Source organism: Virgibacillus sp. Bac332 (assembly GCF_003667785.1).
GTDB classification, from domain to species: domain Bacteria; phylum Bacillota; class Bacilli; order Bacillales; family Amphibacillaceae; genus Virgibacillus; species Virgibacillus salarius.
The window spans coordinates 2270437-2295131 of record NZ_CP033046.1 but is presented as its reverse complement, the minus strand read 5'-3'; the positions used below and the strand labels follow the sequence as shown (position 1 = coordinate 2295131).

At 36.5% G+C, this 24695-nt stretch carries 2 protein-coding genes; both read right to left on the bottom strand.

Features of this window, described 5'->3' with window-relative positions; all coding sequences use genetic code 11:
- Positions 1 to 28: 28 nt before the first annotated feature.
- Positions 29 to 13045: a non-ribosomal peptide synthetase gene (locus D9782_RS10875; RefSeq protein ID WP_240455720.1), complete on the bottom strand. Its 13017-nt coding sequence runs from the start codon at positions 13043 to 13045 to the stop codon at positions 29 to 31.
- A gap of 51 nt (positions 13046 to 13096) precedes the next feature.
- On the bottom strand, positions 13097 to 24652 hold the full coding sequence (locus D9782_RS10870) for an amino acid adenylation domain-containing protein (protein WP_162986379.1): 11556 nt from the start codon (positions 24650 to 24652) through the stop codon (positions 13097 to 13099).
- Positions 24653 to 24695: the final 43 nt, after the last annotated feature.

The window sequence follows — 24695 nt, the reverse complement described above, 5'->3', positions numbered from 1 at the left end:
ACTCTATCTGGAAATTTATTACATTATTTTAAAAATCAAACTCTAGGTCTCTTAAACTATCTAATTCTTTTTTTTCGTTGAGAATATACGCTTCTTCTTCGCTATTTATTAATTGAACATCTTTAATAGCTGTATGAATGTTTTGTGAATACTCTCGTAAAATGAATAGGAAATCTTCTACGATTCTCTGTATCGTTTCTCTCTTAAATAGTTTTGTTGCATAAACTAGCTTTAATGCAATGGTCTTTGAGGTTTCATACCCAGTTAGACTTAAATCTACCCTTGCTAATTCATTTTCAGTGTTTATTTGTTTTAATCTTAGATTATTTACATTTATTTCAAGGTCATCATACTCGATATTATTCAAGTTAAATACAACGTCAAACAGAAAATTCCTACTAACATCTCTCTTTATATTCACTTGCTCTATCAGTTCTTCAAGCTGATAGTTCTGATTGTCATAAGCTTGCAATGAGTTTTCTTTCACTTCCTTCAAAAATTCACTAAATGTTTTATGCTTATTTGGTCGATGTCGCATCGCTAACGTATTAACGAACATCCCCATGATATTTTGAAGATCGGCATGTGGCCTTCCGGCAATCGGTACCCCGACAACAATGTCTTCTTGACCACTATATCTCGCTAGTTGAATGGTAAAGGCAGACAATAAAACCATATGCATCGTTACATCTTCTTGTTTCGCTAGTTCCTGTAGCTGTTTCGTTGTTGCTTCGTCTATCGTGAACGAAATGCTATCTCCTTCGAATCGTTGAAACGCTGGACGTTCAAAATCATATGGCAATTGAAGGACTGGCACCTCATCCTGGAATTGTTCCTTCCAATATCGTGCTTGCTTCTTCATTTGTCCAGATTGTAAATAGTGTTGTTCCCATTCCGCATAATCCTTGTATTGAATACGGAGTGGGTCCAATTTGTCGCCATTATAGAGCTTCGCGAATTCCTGAACCAAGATACTCATCGAGACACCATCTGAGATAATATGATGCATATCAATAAGTAGGTAATTAGTTCCTTGGCTTTTCATGATTTCCGCTCGGAATAACGGTGCCTCCTCTAAGGAGAACGGGCGTATAAAATTCTGGACCAGTACCGTCTTATCCGTTTCATCCACTGTCCGTACACGAAGATGGAAATCCAAATGGGACATAATCTTCTGAGCTATCTCGCCTTCTACCATTTTGTAAGAGGTACGTAGTACCTCATGCCTTTCGATTAATTGCCTAAACGTTGCTTCCATACGTTCCCTGTTGACTTCTCCCTCTAATTCAAAAATAGCGGGCATGTTATAAGCCGTACTTTCTTGATCCAATTGCTGTACCGTGTACATCCGTTTTTGCGCAGAAGATGTCTGATAGTATTCCTTTTCTTCACATGGCTCTATCTGTTCATATGGGTTGATCAGCCCTTCCGTTTCAATGTAGTCACTTAACTCTTGAATTGTCGGTCTATTAAAGATTTCTTTTAATGGAACGGAAATCTCTAACGCTTTGTGTATCTCCCCCATAACCATCGTTGCTTTTAATGAATGACCACCTAAATCAAAGAAATTGTCATGGATACCTATCGCATCCACTCCCAGGACATGTTGCCAAATGATTACCAGCTTCTTCTGTGTAGTAGTTTGCGGTGCTTCATATGCATTCGTAATGTACTGCATTTCGGGCTTCGGTAACGCCTTCCGGTTTACCTTTCCATTATGCGTTAATGGAATCGTCTGCAGTTCCATGTAGTATACAGGAACCATATAATCTGGTAAACCTTCCTTGACATATGTTCTCACTTCTGCTTTATCCACGAAATCCTTCGCCACGATATAAGCACATAGGTATTTTTGATTCATTTCATCTTCTCTTGCCACCACGACAGCTTCCTTAATGGCAGGGTGACTAATCAGTCGACTCTCAATCTCTCCAAGTTCGATTCGATAGCCTCGAACCTTGACTTGGTTGTCCATTCTTCCTAAATACTCCAATTCTCCATTGGGAAGCCACCTCGCTAAATCCCCAGTTCTATATAAGCGTTCCCCCGGTTTAAATGGATGGTCGATAAATCGTTCCTTCGTTAATGCCTCGCGATTAAAGTATCCTCGTGCTACACCATCTCCACCGATACAAAGCTCACCATGCACTCCTATTGGCACTAACTTCCTATTTGAATCCATAAGATACAGCTCGGTGTTTTGAATTGGTTTTCCGATTGTAATACGGTCGGTTGATTCCAGCTTCTTAACAGTTGACCAGATTGTCGTTTCCGTTGGTCCATACATGTTAAATACGGTAAAAGGATATCCCTGTAACTCCTCCCATAATGATTTCGAAAGTTCTTCACCACCTACAAGAAGCGCTTTTATTCCCATTAGTGCGTCCGTAAAGGAATCATTCTCCAGCAACATCTTGACCCGCGTCGGCGTACTCTGCATGACATCAACCTGATGTTTCGTCATTACCTTCGCTAGCTTTTCGCCTTCTCTCGTCTCTTCCTCCTTGGCCATCACAACCGTTAATCCTTGCGTTAGCGGTACAAACGTTTCTAAACCAAAGATATCGAAAGATACCGTGGTTAAACAGAGAATCCGTTCATAGCTTCCTAGATTGGTTTCGTGCATAACACCATAGATGAAGTTAGTCACCTGTTGATGCTCAACCATCACTCCTTTTGGAGTTCCAGTGGAACCAGATGTATAAATTACATACGCCAATTGATGACAGTCGATAGCAAGATCTAGATTTGTGGATAGACCTTGATAGAAATCTTCTACCGTAATATCGATAGCCTGTACAGCTAGAGAAAGTGAACGAGCTTGACCACTTGATGTGACAACTAAGGACACCTTTGCGTCGGATAGAATCGTTTGGATACGATCGGTTGGATGAGTTGGGTCGATTGGTAGATAGGCTCCTCCTGCCTTTAGTATTCCCATGATTCCAATGATCATATCGATGGACCGATCCATGATGAGACCTACAATGGCTTCATTCTGAACCCCTTGTTGTCGTAAAACTCTTGCCAGTTGGTTCGCCTTTTTATTTAATTCCTGATAAGTTAACTTCTGGCCCGCACATACAACCGCAATATGATGAGGATTCTTCTCAGCCTGCTCCTCAAATAATGTATGAAGTGATTTATCTTTCGGATAATCCGCGTTTGTTTGGTTAAACTCCTGCAGGAGTTTCTGACTGTCTAATTCGGTTAAAATATTGATATCTGCAACTTCTACTTCAACTGTCTCGATAATAGTTTGTAGAATTTTAGTGAATTGATTTTTAAATTTGATAACACTTGTTTTATCATACAGCTCTTTATTATAAGAAAACGTAATTTCTAATACATCTTTAGGTAAAACCATTACGTCAAAATCATAATTCGTTTGTTCATAGACGTTTGATTCACTAATTTTAAAGCCTACATCTTCTACTACATCATAGACTTGATCATCGGAATAGTAATTTTGGAAAATAATGATATGATGAACTAATTCTTGATTCACCTCAGATAAAGATTGAATATCTGCCAGTGGATAATAATCATATCTTGCCGATTCTAATGAATCTTTCTGCATTTGTTTAACAACATCAATAAATGTATGATTAACTTCTTGTTTTACCCGTACTGGTACTGTGTTTATGAATAATCCTACCATTTCCTCAATACCTTCTACTTCTGCATTCCTTCCGGAAACGACCGAGCCAAATACGACATCATCTAAGTTTGTATTCTTTTGGAGTAGGATTCCCCATGCCGTTTGGATGACGTTGTTTAAGGTTACTTGATGATGTTTACTAATTCGTTTTAAAGCTTCGGTCATTTTTGGATCAATCGTAAATTCTAAGCGCTCTTTCGTAAAGGCTTCACTTCGTTTCTCTTTACCAGGTAACTTCGCCTGATTCGTATATCCTTCCACATACTGTTGCCAGAACTGCTTTGCCTTATTTTTTGGCTGTTTCTGTAGCCACTTAATATATTCCACATATGGCGTGGTGTCTGGTAACTGTACCGCTGTCCCATTGCTTAAATAGCTATAAATGGTGAAAAAATCTTTCATAATTAACCCGTTACACCAGCCATCCATCAGAATATGATGGGAGCTCCAAATCATTTTATATTCCTCTGCATTCAGCTTTAAAACAGCTAGTCGTATCAGAATATCTTGACTAAGACTAAAGCCTTTTTGCCTATCGGCAACTTCAAACTTTTCCACATAGGCTGTTCTTTCGTTTTCGCTAAGCGTACTAAGGTCTTCATAATGAATCATAGGCTTACGTGTTTTCAAGATGACTTGTTTTGGTGATTGAACATTCTCATGGACGATTACACTTCGTAAAATTTCGTACCGTTCGATTAGTTTTATAAAGCTTTGTTCGAGAATATCAAGATGGACATTCCCCTTGCATATAAAGGATTTTTGCTCAAAATAGGTCGTTGAATGTTCATCTAACAGAGAATGGAATAACATTCCTTCCTGCATTGGTGTCAATGGGTAAATATCTTGAATGGTTGCAGAATGGTAGTATTTCGTTAGTTCCGCTAGTTCTTCTAACGTCAAACTCTGATCTGCATAATCTGAGGGTGTTAATTCTGTGGTGGTTTGTTTTTGACAGTGTTCAATGATTTGTAGTAAGTAGCTCTTATATGATGCGGCTACCATCTTCATTGTACTTTCATGATATTTCTTACTATTGTATGAAAATCTAAATTCTAGTTGATGACTGGAGACCATTCCTGAAATATCAATGTCAAATAGTCTTTCACTTTCTAAACTAATGGAATCTCCATGTGAGAAAGTGGACATATTAAAGAATCCATTTTTCGTATTTTCATCAAACTGACCGAGATAATTAAACTTTATTGAAGAATTTATGTGATTAAAGGTCTCATCACGGTCTTTTTCCAAATATTCTAGTATTCCATAACCAATGCCTTTATTAGGTACATGTCTTAATATTTCTTTTACATGTTTAATCACAACAGCTATTTGATTCGACTTATCTAACTCCAGTAGTACAGGGTAATGCGTAGTAAACCAGCCTATTGTCCTTGAAATATCTATATCGCCTTCAAGCGTTTCTCTCCCATGTCCTTCTAGCATTAAAAGAATTTGGTTTTCAGCTGTCCAATCGTGAATAGCCAACCCTAAAGCAGTCAATAAGATGTCATTAATCTCTGTATTATAGGCTTTATTTGTTTTCTTTAGTAAATCCTCCGTGTACTCTTTACTTATTTCAATGTACACATCACAATAATATTTTGCTTTATTGGAGTACCCCTGATCCTTTTTATCTACTGGTAACCCCGTTCCTTTAGCCCTACCGATTTGCTTCCAATATTCTAGCTCTTCTAATAGAACATCTCCATGTAGCTGTTCTGTTAAATAAATACCCCAATCTCGAAAAGAATTAGTCTTTTTCTGGAAGGCTATCTCTTTTTCTTGACTAACTTGATGGTAGCCTTCTGTGAAATCTTCTAATAGAATTCTCCATGAAACTCCGTCTATCACTAAATGGTGAATCACAAAAAGTAAATGGTCCCCTTCATTCGTTTGAAATAATGCTACGTTAACAAGTGGGCCGTTTTCAATATCTAGCCCACGCTGAATCATTTGACTACATACTTCTATTTCTCTCTGATGGTCTTCTACAGAACGATAATTAAATACTTGAAAATCGAACAGCTTATCTTCCGTACTCTTTCGAATGATTTGTTTTACGCCGTCCGGATCAAATTGGTATACCATTCGTAGGGCATCATGATGCTTGGTGATTGCCGTTAAAACTTCCCTGACGATATCTTCCTGAAAGCCTTCTTTACGATGAATCATCACCGATTGATTCCAATGATGGCTATCTGTAAAGTTGTGTTCAAAAAACATCTTTTGAATTGGAATTAGCGGTGCTTCTCCAATCACTTCTTCTTGACTTACTTTACTTTCAAAAGAGATAAGCTGCTCACGAATGGAATGAATCGTTCCATTTTTAAATAATTCATTCATAGCTAATTTAAAGCCATGTTTTTGTACACCGGAGACTATTCTGATTGCTTTAATGGAATCTCCACCTAAATCAAAAAAGTTATCATGGATTCCGACTTTGTCTATGCCTAATACCTCTGACCAAATTACTGCGAGAGTTCGTTCTGTACTGGTTCGTGGGGCTACATAATCATTCGTGACAAGATGCTGTTCAGCTGGTTCTGGTAACGCATATTTATTCAGTTTCCCATTCCTCGTCAATGGCATCTTCTCTACTTGGACGAAATAAGTTGGAATCATATAATGCGGTAGTCCTTCCTTCATTCCATCTCGAATAGAAGCGATGTCGAGCTCCTGTTCCCCTACGAAATAGGCTACTAATAATTTTTCGTCTGCCTCATTTTTAACGAATACTGTGGCTTCTGATACCTGTGGTTGCTTTCGCAATTGATGCTCAATTTCGCCTAGCTCAACACGATAGCCTCGGATTTTCACTTGGTTATCGATTCGTCCTAAAAATTCAATTCTCCCATCTGGCAAGAATCGGGCAAGATCTCCAGTACGATACATCCGCTCTCCTGGCTCAAAAGGATTATCAAGAAACTTCGCTTCGGTTAATTCTGGATTATACAAATATCCTTGTGCTACTCCTGCCCCACTCACATACAGCTCCCCTTTTACTCCGATTGGGCAAAGGTTTTGTTGTGGGTCCAACATATAGGCTTTGACATTTGCTAATGGTTTTCCGATTATATTCATGACTCCATGCTCTATCATTTCTTGTCGATCGATTTCCGTTGCCATACAACCGATCGTGGTTTCGGTTGGTCCATAGTGATTCATAAAACAAATCTTATTTTCTGTATCCTTGGCAAAAAAATGTGTTAAATCGTTCCGATTTAATGATTCTCCACCTAGGATTAGTAAACGAAGTTTTCCTGTTTGCAGGAAGGTATCTAATTCATCGGATTGCATCATCACAGAAAACAGCGAAGGGGTCATTTTAACATACGTACAATGCTTCCCAATGAATGATACTAATTTGTTTGGATCCTTATAGGTGCTTTCAGAAGCGATGTGTAACGTAATCCCGCTCAGTAATGCCGTATAAATGGTTGTATAGCCTAAATCAAACGCATAGGAGGATAATAAAGCCGTTTCATCTGTCGATGTAAGGTTAATTTTTTGGATCATCGCAACTGTGTAATTAATGAGATTCGCATGACTTACCATGACACCTTTTGCTTTTCCAGTCGTTCCAGATGTATACATAACATAGGCTAGATCACGAGATTCATGGTTTATATCCAGATTGGTAGAATCAGCTTGATAAGCGCTTGAGTCTGCAAGATTGACAATCATTCCTGCAAAAGCCGTTTTATTTGCATAGGATGAAGTCGTCACGAGTACGTCCAGTTTGGCATCTTCTATCATATAATTGATTCGATCGATTGGATGTGTTGGATCGATAGGTAAGTAGGCGCCGCCTGCCTTGAGAATGCCTATCATGCCGACCATCATTTCTAGCGAACCATCGATCATCATACCGACAATCGCATTGGCTGTGATGCCATTTTGGCGTAAGGTCCTTGCGAGTTGATTCGCCTTTTCATTTAAGGCTTGATACGTTAACTGCTTGCCTTCGTATTCCACTGCGATATGGTGGGGATGTTTTTCTACTTGTTCCTCCCATAATTGAGATATTGTCTTATCCTTTGGATACGTTACCGATGTGTCATTAAAGTCATGGAGAATCTCTTTCCGTTCCTTATCAGTTGTCATACTGATTTGGGATACAGGGATTTCCTGGTTTTGAATCACGGATTGAATGATTTCGATGAAATGGTTTTTTAATCTGTTTACCATTTCTTGATCGTAAGCATTAGAGTTATAAGAGAATCGAACGGTTAGTGTATCACTCGGTATAACCATAGCTGCCAATTCATAGTTGTTTTCCTCATAATATGTAATATTTTCTAATTCAAAGCCTAATGAATGATCGAAGCTCATTAGCTCATGATCAACATAATAGTTTTGAAAAACAATTATGTGATTGACTAAATTCCGTTTGACCTCAGATAAAGATTGAATATCTGCCAGTGGATAATAATCATATCTTGCCGATTCTAATGAATCTTTCTGCATTTGTTTAACAACATCAATAAATGTATGATTAACTTCTTGTTTCACTCGTACTGGTACTGTGTTTATGAATAATCCTACCATTTCCTCAATACCTTCTACTTCTGCATTCCTTCCGGAAACGACCGAGCCAAATACGACATCATCTAAGTTTGTATTCTTTTGGAGTAGGATTCCCCATACCGTTTGGATGACATTGTTTAAGGTTACTTGATGGTGTTTACTAATTCGTTTTAAAGCTTCGGTCATTTTTGGATCAATCGTAAATTCTAAGCGCTCTTTCGTAAAGGCTTCACTTCGTTTCTCTTTACTAGGTAACTTCGCCTGATTCGTATATCCTTCCACATACTGTTGCCAGAACTGCTTTGCCTTATTTTTTGGCTGTTTCTGTAGCCACTTAATATATTCCACATATGGCGTGGTGTCTGGTAACTGTACCGCTGTCCCATTGCTTAAATAGCTATAAATGGTGAAAAAATCTTTCATAATTAACCCGTTACACCAGCCATCCATCAGAATATGATGAGAGCTCCAAATCATTTTATATTCTTCTGCATTCAGCTTTAAAACAGCTAGTCGTATCAGAATATCTTGACTAAGACTAAAGCCTTTTTGCCTATCGGCAACTTCAAACTTTTCCACATAGGCTGTTCTTTCGTTTTCGCTAAGCGTACTAAGGTCTTCATAATGAATCATAGGCTTACGTGTTTTCAAGATGACTTGTTTTGGTGATTGAACATTCTCATGGACGATTACACTTCGTAAAATTTCGTACCGTTCGATTAGTTTTATAAAGCTTTGTTCGAGAATATCAAGATGGACATTCCCCTTGCTTATAAAGGATTTTTGCTCAAAATAGGTCGTTGAATGTTCATCTAACAGAGAATGGAATAACATTCCTTCCTGCATTGGTGTCAATGGGTAAATATCTTGAATGGTTGCAGAATGGTAGTATTTCGTTAGTTCCTCTAGTTCTTCTAACGTCAAACTCTGGTCTGCATAATCTGAGGGTGTTAATTCTGTGGTGGTTTGTTTTTGACAGTGTTCAATGATTTGTAGTAAGTAGCTCTTATATGATGCGGCTACCATCTTCATTGTACTTTCATAATATTTCTTACTATTGTAAGTAAATGTAAACCCTAATTGGCGCTCTATAATTGATCCATTAATGTCTATATCAAATAAATTTTCAGCATTGGGACTGATTGGTTCACCACCAGATAAGTTCGACAACGAAAAGACGTCATTTTTTATTTTTTCATCAAATTGGCCAAGGTAATTAAAGCTTATCTGAGGGGTAGCCTTTCCGTTTACTCGTTTCTCATCCAATAAATACCTACATATTCCATAACCAATTCCTTTATTTGGTATATGTCTTAATGTCTCTTTTATATTTTTTATGGTATAATCCAATGTTTTCTCTTTATCCACTTCCAATAAAACAGGATAGTGTGTGGTGAACCACCCTATCGTTCTAGAAATATTTATATCCCCTTCAAGCATTTCCCTCCCGTGTCCTTCCAAATTAATCATCAACTTGTTTTCCGAGGTCCAATCGTGAATAGCCAACCCTAAAGCAGTCAATAAAATGTCATTAACCTCTGTATTATAGGCTTTATTTGTGTTTTGCAATAATTTCAAGGTTTCTTCTTGACTTAATAAAATTTCAATACAGTTATTATTTTTTAACTTATTGCTTTCTTCACTATAGTTAAAGTCTACCGGTAATAACTTGATATCTGCTTGATCAATTTTAGCCCAGTAATCTAGTTCTTCTTGTAATAAATTCCCTTGCGCTTGCTGCTCAAGATACATACCCCATTCTTGGAAAGAATTAGTCTTTTTCTGGAAGGCTATCTCTTTTTCTTGACTAACTTGATGGTAGCCTTCTGTGAAATCTTCTAACAGAATTCTCCATGAAACTCCGTCTATCACTAAATGGTGAATCACAAAAAGTAAATGGTCCCCTTCATTCGTTTGAAATAATGCTACGTTAACAAGTGGGCCGTTTTCAATATCTAGCCCACGCTGAATCATTTGACTACATACTTCTATTTCTCTCTGATGATCTTCTACAAAACGATAATTAAATACTTGAAAATCGAACAGCTTATCTTCCGTACTCTTTCGAATGATTTGTTTTACGCCGTTCGGATCAAATTGGTATACCATTCGTAGGGCATCATGATGCTTGGTGATTGCCGTTAAAACTTCCCTGACGATATCTTCCTGAAAGCCTTCTTTACGATGAATCATCACCGATTGATTCCAATGATGGCTATCTGTAAAGTTGTGTTCAAAAAACATCTTTTGAATTGGAATTAGCGGTGCTTCTCCAATCACTTCTTCCTGATTTACAGAAGATGCATGGACAGATACCTTCGCAATCAATTTTCTAATCGTGCTAGATTGAAAAATATCTTTAACATCTAGTAGATAATGATGCTTTTGTAATTTTGATATAATTCGAATAGCATTGATAGAATCTCCACCTAATTCGAAGAAATTATCATGGACACCAATTTTTTCTATTCCTAATACATCAGACCATATCCTTACAAATATTTCTTCCGCTTCCGTTTGCGGTGCTACATATTCACTTTCAATATGCAAATTTAGTTCACGTAATGCCTTTCTATCTACTTTTCCATTTCTTGTTAAAGGCATACGCTCTATCTGAAACAGATAGGATGGTATCATGTAATATGGCAGTAGCTCTTCTAAATAATCTCGTATATCTTGCGTGTCAAGCTGACTTCTACCAACATAATAACCGACAAGTGATTTCTGATTTTCTTCATCTTCTTTAACCAATACGACTACTTCGTTAATCTCTGGATGACTAATTAAATTATTTTCAATTTCACCAATTTCAATACGATAACCTCTAATTTTTACTTGATTATCCTTTCTACCATAAAATTCAATAATGCCGTCATTTCGCCAACGGGCAATATCCCCAGTTTTGTACATTCTTTCATTTGATCGAAAAGGAGATTTGACGAATTTTTTAGAAGTTAAGTCCGGTCTATTTAAATAACCACGAGCTACACCTTCACCAGCAATCCATAAATCACCTGATATACCGATTGGTACAGGCTTAAGATCCCCATCTAATATATATACACTCGTATTTTGAATAGGGTATCCGATAGGAAGAGACTTTTCTTTTCTACTTTTTCTTATATATCTATATTCAATGCATCCCACTGTTGCTTCTGTTGGACCATATTCATTAATAATTTCTACCTTTCCATTAAACTTTTGAAAAATACGATCAGCCAATTGATAGGATAATTCTTCACCACCAACCACAAATGCTGTAATACCAATGTGGTCTATATCTAGATCGTTAATTACACTTAAGTGTGCAGGCGTTAATTTCATCATATCTACCTTATCTTCTACTATCTTCGTAAATGCATATGGATCATCGTTATGATAAACGTGAACCTTATTACCTGATAATAAAGGAACGTAGATCGATGTGATGGTTAAATCGAATGAAATGGACGTAAACAATGGAAAGTCTCCAGCACCATTTGTAAGATATTTTTGTTGACAATAGCTTATATAATTAATTAAAGAGTTATGTTCAATCATTACCCCCTTAGGGTTTCCAGTAGTTCCAGATGTATAAATTACATATGCTAAGTTATTCGGAGTAACGGTAATTTCCAAGTTATCTTTACTATTACTATCAAAACTCCACTTAGGCAAATCCATGAAGTCAACAGTTGTATGGATTTCTTCCATCAGATGGTCAGTAGAAATAATAGTTACTGTATTAGAATTCTTCAACATGTATTCTTTTCTACTTTTTGGAAGGGTTATATCTATAGGTAAGTAAGCTCCTCCTGCTTTTAAAACACCTAAAATAGCAATAATTAGCTCAATAGAAGGTGGGAGCATAATTGCAACAATTGATTCGGCTTTTACACCATTGTTTCGTAAAAATCTAGCTAGTTGATTAGCATTTTCATTCAATTCTTGATAGGTTAATGAATTGTTTTTATATTGTACTGCAATGTTAAAAGGATTTTTTTTGACTTGATTTTCAAATAGCTCCGGCACTGTTTTATCTTTTGGAAAATGTGTCTGTGTATGATTAAATCCATAGAGTAACTGATACTCTTCCCTTTCAGATAAAAGAGATATGTCCTGTACACATTGATCTAAATTATTTGCAATACTATTAAGAACTCTAATATATCGTTCTCCGAATAACCTGATAGATTTTTCATCATAAAGCTGTGCATTATAATAAAAGCTTATAGAATATTCTTTGGAGTCTATTTTATTAATACATATAGAGAGTTGGTTTGTATCGGAATTGATTATATAGTCAATAGACTCTTGTCCATGCAAAGCATCCATACTGATACTAATCGGAGTTATATCCATTACACTGATACCGCTTTGCATTTTTTTTAGTAGCATTTCTAGATCCGCATACTGATTGTCATATGCCTGAAATAACCTTTCTTGTGTATCTTTAAGTAGTTGCTTATTAGAAGATTCATTTGCAACACAGTTAACCAGTGGCAACAGCCTATTTTTTATGGATTTACTATCTTTTACTTCTCCTATATATGTTGGAATCCCAATTATGCTTTCTTCATTGCCATTATATTTAAATAATTGAATATTCAGCCCTGTCAGCATAACTAGATACAGCAGTAAATCATTTTCGTTAGTGATACCATTTATTTTGTTGATTAATGCTTTGTCCATTGTAATGGTATGTTCGTTTTTTTGATAGTTGGCTTTTGAAAAATAATCATGTGGAATTGTCCCTGGTTCGATATCCAATAGGTTTAGGCTCTTCCAATATTCATTTGATCTTTCTAATCGTTCATTCACGTGTACAGCATCATCACTTTTTAGCATACAGCTCACATCCTTCCACTTATCCATATTCGAACTAAACAGACGAGTACGAATATGGATAGATCATTTTGTATCTTGCTAAAATGTAAATGTCGTACTTCTCAGTTTTTTTACTTCATTATCTATTTCTTCGATGTTTCTCTTCTCCTCATGATTCAATACATTGATGTGTTCTATTTTACTATTTCCACTATTCAACACCGCTTCAAGGATTACTTTGAAATCTTTGATTGCTCTTTCCATGAATTCTTTTTTAAACAGTGCAATAGAATATTCAAAACTCATTTGAATAGTATTGCTTATCTCTAGGACTTTTAATGATAAATCAAATTTAGAGATCGTGTTGCTTATCGCTTTTTGCTTTATCTGGAGGTGATCCAAGTCAATTCTATCTGTACTAATATCAATATTAGTCATGTCAAACAGCACATCGAACAAAGGATTTCGACCAGGATTTCGTTTTACATCGATTTCTTTTATTAACTCTTCAAGCTGATAGTTCTGATTGTCATAAGCTTGCAATGAGTTTTCTTTCACTTCCTTCAAAAATTCACTAAATGTTTTATGCTTATTTGGTCGATGTCGCATCGCTAACGTATTAACGAACATCCCCATGATATTTTGAAGATCGGCATGTGGCCTTCCGGCAATCGGTACCCCGACAACAATGTCTTCTTGACCACTATATCTCGCTAGTTGAATGGTAAAGGCAGACAATAAAACCATATGCATCGTTACATCTTCTTGTTTCGCTAGTTCCTGTAGCTGTTTCGTTGTTGCTTCGTCTATCGTGAACGAAATGCTATCTCCTTCGAATCGTTGAAACGCTGGACGTTCAAAATCATATGGCAATTGAAGGACTGGCACCTCATCCTGGAATTGTTCCTTCCAATATCGTGCTTGCTTCTTCATTTGTCCAGATTGTAAATAGTGTTGTTCCCATTCCGCATAATCCTTGTATTGAATACGGAGTGGGTCCAATTTGTCGCCATTATAGAGCTTCGCGAATTCCTGAACCAAGATACTCATCGAGACACCATCTGAGATAATATGATGCATATCAATAAGTAGGTAATTAGTTCCTTGGCTTTTCATGATTTCCGCTCGGAATAACGGTGCCTCCTCTAAGGAAAACGGGCGTATAAAATTCTGGACCAGTACCGTCTTATCCGTTTCATCCACTGTCCGTACACGAAGATGGAAATCCAAATGGGACATAATCTTCTGAGCTATCTCGCCTTCTACCATTTTGTAAGAGGTACGTAGTACCTCATGCCTTTCGATTAATTGCCTAAACGTTGCTTCCATACGTTCCCTGTTGACTTCTCCCTCTAATTCAAAAATAGCGGGCATGTTATAAGCCGTACTTTCTTGATCCAATTGCTGTACCGTGTACATCCGTTTTTGCGCAGAAGATGTCTGATAGTATTCCTTTTCTTCACATGGCTCTATCTGTTCATATGGGTTGATCAGCCCTTCCGTTTCAATGTAGTCACTTAACTCTTGAATTGTCGGTCTATTAAAGATTTCTTTTAATGGAACGGAAATCTCTAACGCTTTGTGTATCTCCCCCATAACCATCGTTGCTTTTAACGAATGACCACCTAAATCAAAGAAATTGTCATGGATACCTATCGTATCCACTCTCAGGACATGTTGCCAAATGATTACCAGCTTCTTCTGTGTAGTAGTTTGCGGTGCTTCATATGCATTCGTAATGTACTGCATTTCGGGCTTCGGTAACGCCTTCCGGTTTACCTTTCCATTATGCGTTAATGGAATCGTCTGCAGTTCCATGTAGTATGCAGGAACCATATAATCTGGTAAACCTTCCTTGACATATGTTCTCACTTCTGCTTTATCCACGAAATCCTTCGCCACGATATAAGCACATAGGTATTTTTGATTCATTTCATCTTCTCTTGCCACCACGACAGCTTCCTTAATGGCAGGGTGACTAATCAGTCGACTCTCAATCTCTCCAAGTTCGATTCGATAGCCTCGAACCTTAACTTGGTTGTCCATTCTTCCTAAATACTCCAATTCTCCATTGGGAAGCCACCTCGCTAAATCCCCAGTTCTATATAAGCGTTCCCCCGGTTTAAATGGATGGTCGATAAATCGTTCCTTCGTTAATGCCTCGCGATTAAAGTATCCTCGTGCTACACCATCTCCACCGATACAAAGCTCACCATGCACTCCTATTGGCACTAACTTCCTATTTGAATCCATAAGATACAGCTCGGTGTTTTGAATTGGCTTTCCGATTGTAATACGGTCGGTTGATTCCAGCTTCTTAACAGTTGACCAGATTGTCGTTTCCGTTGGTCCATACATGTTAAATACGGTAAAAGGATATCCCTGCAACTCCTCCCATAATGATTTCGAAAGTTCTTCACCACCTACAAGAAGCGCTTTTATTCCTATTAGTGCGTCCGTAAAGGAATCATTCTCCAGCAACATCTTGACCCGCGTCGGCGTACTCTGCATGACATCAACCTGATGTTTCGTCATTACCTTCGCTAGCTTTTCGCCTTCTCTCGTCTCTTCCTCCTTGGCCATCACAACCGTTAATCCTTGCGTTAGCGGTACAAACGTTTCTAAACCAAAGATATCGAAAGATACCGTGGTTAAACAGAGAATCCGTTCATAGCTTCCTAGATTGGTTTCGTGCATAACACCATTGATGAAGTTAGTCACCTGTTGATGCTCAACCATCACTCCTTTTGGAGTTCCAGTGGAACCAGATGTATAAATTACATACGCCAATTGATGACAGTCGATAGCAAGATCTAGATTTGTGGATAGACCTTGATAGAAATCTTCCACCGTAATATCGATAGCCTGTACAGCTAGAGAAAGTGAACGAGCTTGACCACTTGATGTGACAACTAAGGACACCTTTGCGTCGGATAGAATCGTTTGAATACGATCGGTTGGATGGGTTGGGTCGATTGGTAGATAGGCTCCTCCTGCCTTTAGTATTCCCATGATTCCAATGATCATATCGATGGACCGATCCATGATAAGACCTACAATGGCTTCATTCTGAACCCCTTGTTGTCGTAAAACTCTTGCCAGTTGGTTCGCCTTTTTATTTAATTCCTGATAAGTTAACTTCTGGTCCGCACATACAACCGCAATATGATGAGGATTCTTCTCAGCCTGCTCCTCAAATAATGTATGAAGTGATTTATCTTTCGGATAATCCGCGTTTGTTTGGTTAAACTCCTGCAGGAGCTGATGTTGTTCATATTCCGTTAGAATGTTAATCTCAGATAATATTGTCGTTGGTTGCGTGCAAACTTTAGTTAGAATTTCTTTGTAATGTGATGCCATTCTATCAATAGTTTCTTTTTTAAATAATTTAGTACAATACTCCATGGTATATTTAAGCATCGTTTCATTATCATAGACAGTTAACGTTAAATCGAATTTTGAGATATTACTTTCTACGTGAATAGGCGTTAATACAAAGTCTTCTGAAATAAACTCTTTATCAAATCCTGCATAATTCATACTAAACATGACATCAAAGATTGAATGTCTACTAGTATCTCTGTCCACCTGCACCTTTTTAATTAATTCTTCAAACTGATAACTTTGATTCTCATAGCTTTGAAGCGCATTTTGCTTTACTGCATTTAAGAATTGTTCAAAGCTTATATTTCCAGAAGCCTTATTTCTTAATGCTAACGTATTGACAAACATTCCTATCATGTTCTCTAAATCATCATGTGGTCTTCCTGCTATTGGAGTACCAATGACAATGTCATCCTGTCCACTATACTTAGCTAATAAAAGATGAAATGCAGCTAGTAGAACCATATTCATCGTACTACCTGTATCTTTAGCCATCTTCCGAACAGCTAGAGCTAGCTTTTCATCCATGTAATAAGTTAGGGTTTTCCCTTCAAAACTTTGAATAGGTGGTCTTTCAAAATCGTATGGTAGATTTAATATTGGAATTTCACCATTAAATTGTTCTAGCCAGTACTCCTCTTGCCGCTTCATCTCTATGGAGTCCCAGAATTTATTCTGCCAAACTGCAAAGTCCTTATATTGTAATTTTAGAGAATTCAACCGTTCTCCATTATATAGTGCCATAAATTCATTGATTAATATCTGAAGAGAAATTCCATCACTGATAATATGATGCATATCCGTCAATAAATAATTCTTATTATTACTCACTACTAGCTCTGCTCTAAACAGAGGAGCTTTACTTAAATGAAAGGTTTTCACAAAATCCTTTAATAAGTTGTTTACTACTGTTTCCGCAACAAATCTTCTTTCAAGTTTAAAATTAGCTTTTGGTAGTACTTTTTGAACAATTTCACCTTCGACTGTATCAAAGAAAGTTCGTAATGAATCATGTCTAGATACTAACTGCTGAAGACTCTTTTGTATTTTTTCCGGGTCGATACTACCTTCTATTTCACAAATCAATGGCATGTTGTACAACGTGCCTGTTTCATATTGTTGTAGCATATACATCCTTTTTTGGGCAGAAGAGGTTTCATAAAAATCACTTTCCTCATATGGTTCGATTAATTCATATACACTTCTATTCCCATTTCCAATGTATGTACTAAGAAGATTAATGGTAGGACTCTCCAAAAACTCTCGTAATGATATTTCTACTTTAAACTGTTTATGAATTTTACTAATTAAAGCTGTCGCTTTTAATGAGTGTCCACCTAAATCAAAAAAGTTATCATGGATTCCGACTTTGTCTATGCCTAATACCTCTGACCAAATTGCTGCGAGAGTTCGTTCTGTACTGGTTCGTGGGGCTACATAATCATTCGTGACAAGATGCTGTTCAGCTGGTTCTGGTAACGCATATTTATTCAGTTTCCCATTCCTCGTCAATGGCATCTTCTCTACTTGGACGAAATAAGTTGGAATCATATAATGCGGTAGTCCTTCCTTCATTCCATCTCGAATAGAAGCGATGTCGAGCTCCTGTTCCCCTACGAAATAGGCTACTAATAATTTTTCGTCTGCCTCATCTTTAACGAATACTGTGGCTTCTGATACCTGTGGTTGCTTTCGCAATTGATGCTCAATTTCGCCTAGCTCAGCACGATAGCCTCGGATTTTCACTTGGTTATCGATTCGTCCTAAAAATTCAATTCTCCCATCTGGCAAGAATCGGGCAAGATCTCCAGTACGATACATCCGCTCTCCTGGCTCAAAAGGATTATCAAGAAACTTCGCTTCGGTTAATTCTCGATTATGCAAATATCCTTGTGCTACTCCCACTCCACTCACATACAGCTCCCCTTTTACTCCGATTGGGCAAAGGTTTTGTTGTGGGTCCAACATATAGGCTTTGACATTTGCTAATGGTTTTCCGATTATATTCATGACTCCATGCTCTATTATTTCTTGTCGATCGATTTCCGTTGCCATACAACCGATCGTGGTTTCGGTTGGTCCATAGTGATTCATAAAACAAATCTTATTTTCTGTATCCTTGGCAAAAAAATGTGTTAAATCGTTCCGATTTAATGGTTCTCCACCTAGGATTAGTAAACGAAGTTTTCCTGTTTGCAGGAAGGTATCTAATTCATCGGATTGCATCATCACAGAAAACAGCGAAGGGGTCATTTTAACATACGTACAATGCTTCCCAATGAATGATACTAATTTGTTTGGATCCTTATAGGTGCTCTCAGAAGCGATGTGTAACGTAATCCCGCTCAGTAATGCCGTATAAATGGTTGTATAGCCTAAATCAAACGCATAGGAGGATAATAAAGCCGTTTCATCTGTCGATGTAAGGTTAATTTTTTGGATCATCGCAACTGTGTAATTAATGAGATTCGCATGACTTACCATGACACCTTTTGCTTTTCCAGTCGTTCCAGATGTATACATAACATAGGCTAGATCACGAGATTCATGGTTTATATCCAGATTGGTAGAATCAGCTTGATAAGCGCTTGAGTCTGCAAGATTGACAATCATTCCTGCAAAAGCCGTTTTATTTGCATAGGATGAAGTCGTCACGAGTACGTCCAGTTTGGCATCTTCTATCATATAATTGATTCGATCGATTGGATGTGTTGGATCGATAGGTAAGTAGGCGCCGCCTGCCTTGAGAATGCCTATCATGCCGACCATCATTTCTAGCGAACCATCGATCATAATACCGACAATCGCATTGGCTGTGATGCCATTTTGGCGTAAGGTCCTTGCGAGTTGATTCGCCTTTTCATTTAAGGCTTGATACGTTAACTGCTTGCCTTCGTATTCCACTGCGATATGGTGGGGATGTTTTTCTACTTGTTCCTCCCATAATCGAGATATTGTCTTATCCTTTGGATACGTTACCGATGTGTCATTAAAGTCATGGAGAATCTCTTTCCGTTCCTTATCAGTTGTCATACTGATTTGGGATACAGGGATTTCCTGGTTTTGAATCACGGATTGAATGATTTCGATGAAATGGTTCTTAAGATTTATAACCGTTTCTGAATCATGTACATTTTTGTTATATGAAAAAGTTATTTTTGTATCTTCACTTGGTATAACTTTTATATTGAAATCATAATTCGTTTGTTCATACCCATGTATATCTTCAACAGTAAATCCTAATTCAGAAACAAAATCAAAGTTCACTAATGCTTCATCAATATAATAATTTTGGAAAGTTATTTTACTAGTAATTAGATCACTCTTTATATCAGTTAGCGATTGAATATCCGCTAGTGGATAATAATCATATTTACTAGACTCCAATGCCTTATTTTGGGTTTCCTTCAATAAGTCAATAAATATTTGTTTAGGATTACTTGTGATTCGGACAGGAATCATATTAATAAATAACCCTACCATTTCTTCTAAGCTTTCTATATCATAATTTCTTCCTGATACAACAGAACCAAAGACAACGTCATTTGTTTGATTGTATTGTTGCAGCAATATTCCCCAAACTACCTGTATAATCGTATTTAAGGTTGTTTTAGAGCTTTTAGCAATATTAGTTAACGCTTTTGTTATGTCTTTATTTAGAACAAAATCCAAATCTTCCACCATGTATTCATAGTGATGAGTTCGAATCGATGGTATTTTAACATTGGTTTCATACCCCTCTAGATATTGGTACCAATATTGCTTAGCATGATTACGATTTTGTTTTTGCAGCCAATCAATGTAATGACCATATTGCTTTGGATTATCCATTTCTAAAATGTTGTTATTTTTTAACATAGAATAAATATCAAAGAAGTCCTTTAGTAATATCCATGTGCTCCATCCATCCATCAGAATATGATGAGAGCTCCAGATCACTTTATATTCTTTATTACCCTGTTTCAAAATGAATAGTCTCATAAGAACATCTTTACTTAGATTGAAACCTTGCTTTCGATCCTCAAGTATTATTTTTTCGATACGGTCATCTAACTGTTTATTATCCATACTCGATAGATCATGGAAGTACACCTTTGGCTTTCTTTCTTTTAAAACGACTTGACGTGGTTTCTCCACATCTTTATAGGCTATAACCGTTCTTAAAATATCGTATTTATTAATGAGTATTTGAAAGCTTTTTTGAACAAGTTCCATATCTACTATGCCTTTAGCAGTAAAAATGGTTTGATCAAAATATGCAGATGACTCACTCTTTACTAATGAATGAAATAGCATACCTTCCTGCATTGGGGAAAGAGGGTATATGTTCGTAATTTGAGTTTTATTTGCTCCCTCATATGCTTCTTTTAAATTTTTTAATTCATCTGTTGTCAAATCTTCATCGGAATAATCGGATACCGTATATTCCATCACGTCTTTCTCCAAACAATGGCGAATTATTTCGATTAGATTTTCCTTAAATCTTTCGAGAAATTTTCTTATTGTTTCTCTACGATACCTCAAGCTATTATAGGAAACAGAAAGACTTAATTTCTGATTAGTTATCATTCCATTTATGTCGATTTCATTTATTCTATCACTATTTGGACTCACGTTTTCCCCTGAATATAAAGAGGAAATTTCAAAAAGTTCATCATTTAATTGCTCGTCAAATTGTCCCAAATAATTGAAGCTAATTTCTGGTTCTCGATTATTCCAAGGCTTTGATGGTGAAAGATATTTTAAGATACCATAGCCTATTCCTTTATTAGGAACTTTTCTTAAGGATTCTTTTGTATGTTTGATTAAAGACGAGGTGGATTTGTCTTCCATTTTTAATAATAAAGGATATTGTGCTGTAAACCATCCTATCGTTCTATTTATGTCTATATTTCCTTCGAAAGCGTCTCTTCCATGACCTTCTAAATTAATAAGAATATTCTTCTCATTTGTCCATTGATAAATGGTACGAGTAAGAGCTGCTAATAGCAAATCATTTATTTCTGTATTATAGGCTTGGTTCGAACGCTTTAATAAATCTTCCGTATACGATTGATTTAATTCAACATGCACTTCTCTCGCATTTTTTTGCTTATTCTCAAATTCCTGAGATTCGAAATCAGTAGGGAGAGGTTTTATATGCTGTTGTTCCATTTTATTCCAATATGGAAGCTCCTGCTGAAAATATTCAAGTTTCTCTTGTAAAAAATCTGCCCACTCTTGATACGAATTGGATTTCGGTTGAAAGTCAACCTTTTTACCTTTTAGTAAAAGATTATACCCTTCGGTAAAGTCTTCTAAGAGAATTCTCCATGAAACCCCATCTATTACTAAATGATGGATAGCTATTAAAAGATAATCCCCTTCCTTTGTTTGAAATATACCTAACTTGACGAGAGGGCCATTTTCTAAATCGATACTACTTTGAAGTTCATTACACTTCAACGAGATTAGTCCCTCATAGTGATCATACTTTCGTAAATCATGAACATCTATTGAGAAGAGGTTCGACTCTATATCTCTATTAATCTGCTTCACTTTTCCGTTATGTTTACGGTAGACCATTCGTAAGGCATCATGATGGCAAGTTATTTTATCAAAAATTTTCTCAATCCACTCTACTCGAAAACCGTCTCTACCATATAACATAATAGCTTGATTCCAATGATGAACATCTGTTATGTCCTTTTCAAAAAACATACGTTGAATAGGTGTTAGTAATACATCACCAGAGACCGTTTTTTGGTCCACTACCACTTGTTCTTCCGTCATCTTAAGGCTAATTGCTTTCAAATTACTATTGTCAAATATGTCCTTCACTTCTAGTGTAAAACCAAATTTTTGCAATTTTGATATTAGTCTTATTGCCTTGATAGAGTCTCCACCAAGATCAAAAAAGTCTTCATGAATTCCTATTTTTTTAACTCCTAATATTTCACTACATACTTCCACTAATCGTTTTTCCTTCACGTTGGAAGGTGCAACATATTCTTGTATTGATAAATCCAGTGTATCAGGCTCAGGCAATATTTTTCTGTCCACTTTGCCGTTTGGTGTAAGCGGAATGCTTTCAACCTGAATAAAGTAAGTAGGCACCATATAATGAGGTAGTTCTTTTTTTAAGTTATTTCTTAGGGCAGCTATATCTATTGATTCTTCACCTAATAAATACGCGCATAGATATTTTCCTTGATTATCATTTTCCCATGCTAAGACTACAGATTGAAGAATATATGGTTGTTCGGATAGCTTATTTTCAATTTCACCTAGCTCTATTCTAAATCCCCTAATTTTCACTTGATCATCTAGTCTTTCAATAAATTCAATTGATCCATCAGGGAGCCATTTTACTAAGTCTCCTGTTTTATACATTTTTGATTTAGTTTCAAAAAGATTCACGACAAACTTTTCCTCAGTCAACTCAGACCGGTTTAGATAACCAATTGATAATCCTTCACCACTTATGCATAACTCTCCTGGTAATCCAATTGGTTGAAGTTGACCGTCACGATTCGTAATATACACTTGTGTATTTGCTATGGGCTTCCCGATAACATTTGATTTGTCTTTCCCGCACAAAGTTGTCAATGCATCAACGGTTGTTTCTGTAGGGCCGTAACAATTATAAATATCATACCCAAGATCAATCACTTCATTTTTTAGAGTGTTTGGTAATGCTTCTCCACCAGAAATAAGCACATCAACACTTTCTAATTTAGGATCACCTACAATAAATTCCTGTATAGTAGTCGGGACTAACTGGACAATGTTTATGTCATGTTTCTGGATAAATTGTCTAAATTTATATCTATTTGTCGATTCTTCATAAGTGGTAATGTATACCGTTCCTCCATTTAGCAAAGCCCCAAAAACTTCTTCAACGGAAACATCAAAAGAAATACTTGTATTATGCATGACGTGTCGACGTTCTCTCAAATTATAGGTATCGCCAAACCAAGTGCATAGATTGATAACACTTTTGTGTTTTATCGGTACTCCTTTAGGGTTTCCTGTAGAACCGGACGTATAGATGATATATGCGAAATCTTCCATATGGCTGATTGTTTCTAAATTTGTTTTAGGTTTCATTTCTATGGAAGGATCATTTACATTTATCTCTGGAATATTTACTTCTAACTCCTGTGTTATCGTATTCCGGATTAATAATACATCCACTTCTGCATCTTGTAGCATGAAGTTGATCCTTTCTTTTGGATAGGAAGGATCAATTGGTAAATACGCGCCACCGGATTTCAAAATTCCTAGTATTCCAATAATCATTTCAATTGATCTTTCGCCCATAATAGCAGCTACTGAATTTACTTTTACCCCTCTCTCTTGCAATAGCCATGCCATTTGATTAGATTTTTCATTCAATTCCTGATAGGTTAAGCTTTGCTGCTTATATACCACTGCTATTTTGTTAGGATTCTTTTGAGCTTCTTCTTCAAACATTACTTGTATAGTTTTATCAGCAGGATATTTCGTTTTAGTAAGGTTAAATTGTTTTAAGATCTGATGTTTTTCCTCACTAGTTATCATTTCAACGTCTTTGACTTCCTTAGCTAAATCTACCATCATCTCAGTTAAGATAATTAAAAATCTCTTCCCAAATTGATGAATCGTCTCGCTCGTAAAAAGGGTAGCATTATAGACAAATGATAACACTATTCCTTTACCCGTCTTTTCAATGCTAATTGTGATTTCATTGTTGTTGGAGTTATGTATGTATTGGATGTGTTCATCTAGATGAAGGGTATTCATAGTTAAGCTGATTGGAGTTAATTCCATCACACTATTACTGATATTCGAGTTTCTTAATAGATTTTCCAAGTTAATGTGGCTATGTTGATATGTTTCTATTAACTTATTCCGATTCTGCAAAATCAGGTTTTTAATGATTGCATTACTGTTAAAGTTAGTGAAGAAAGGTAACACTTTATTATTTATTCCACTACGATTTTCTTTATGAGAGACAAATATTGGAATTCCTATTATGTTTTTAGTTTTACCATTATATTTATAAAGCTCTATTTGCAAGCACGCCATAAAGATGGAAAATAGAGGAAAATCATTGTGCTTGGTAATTGCCAACGCTTTTTCCGTAATAGCATCATCTAAGGAAAATGAAATTTGAGACTTTTGATAGTTATTTACATGAACAAAATCCCGAGCAAAGTCTGCCTTCCATTCATCAGTAAGGTTCATCGTTTCCCAGTATTTTTTTGATTGTTCTTCTTTTTCCATCAAACGGTCGAGATCACTAGACATTGAATACCCTCCGTTCTTCATCAAAGTTAATTGAACTTAAGAT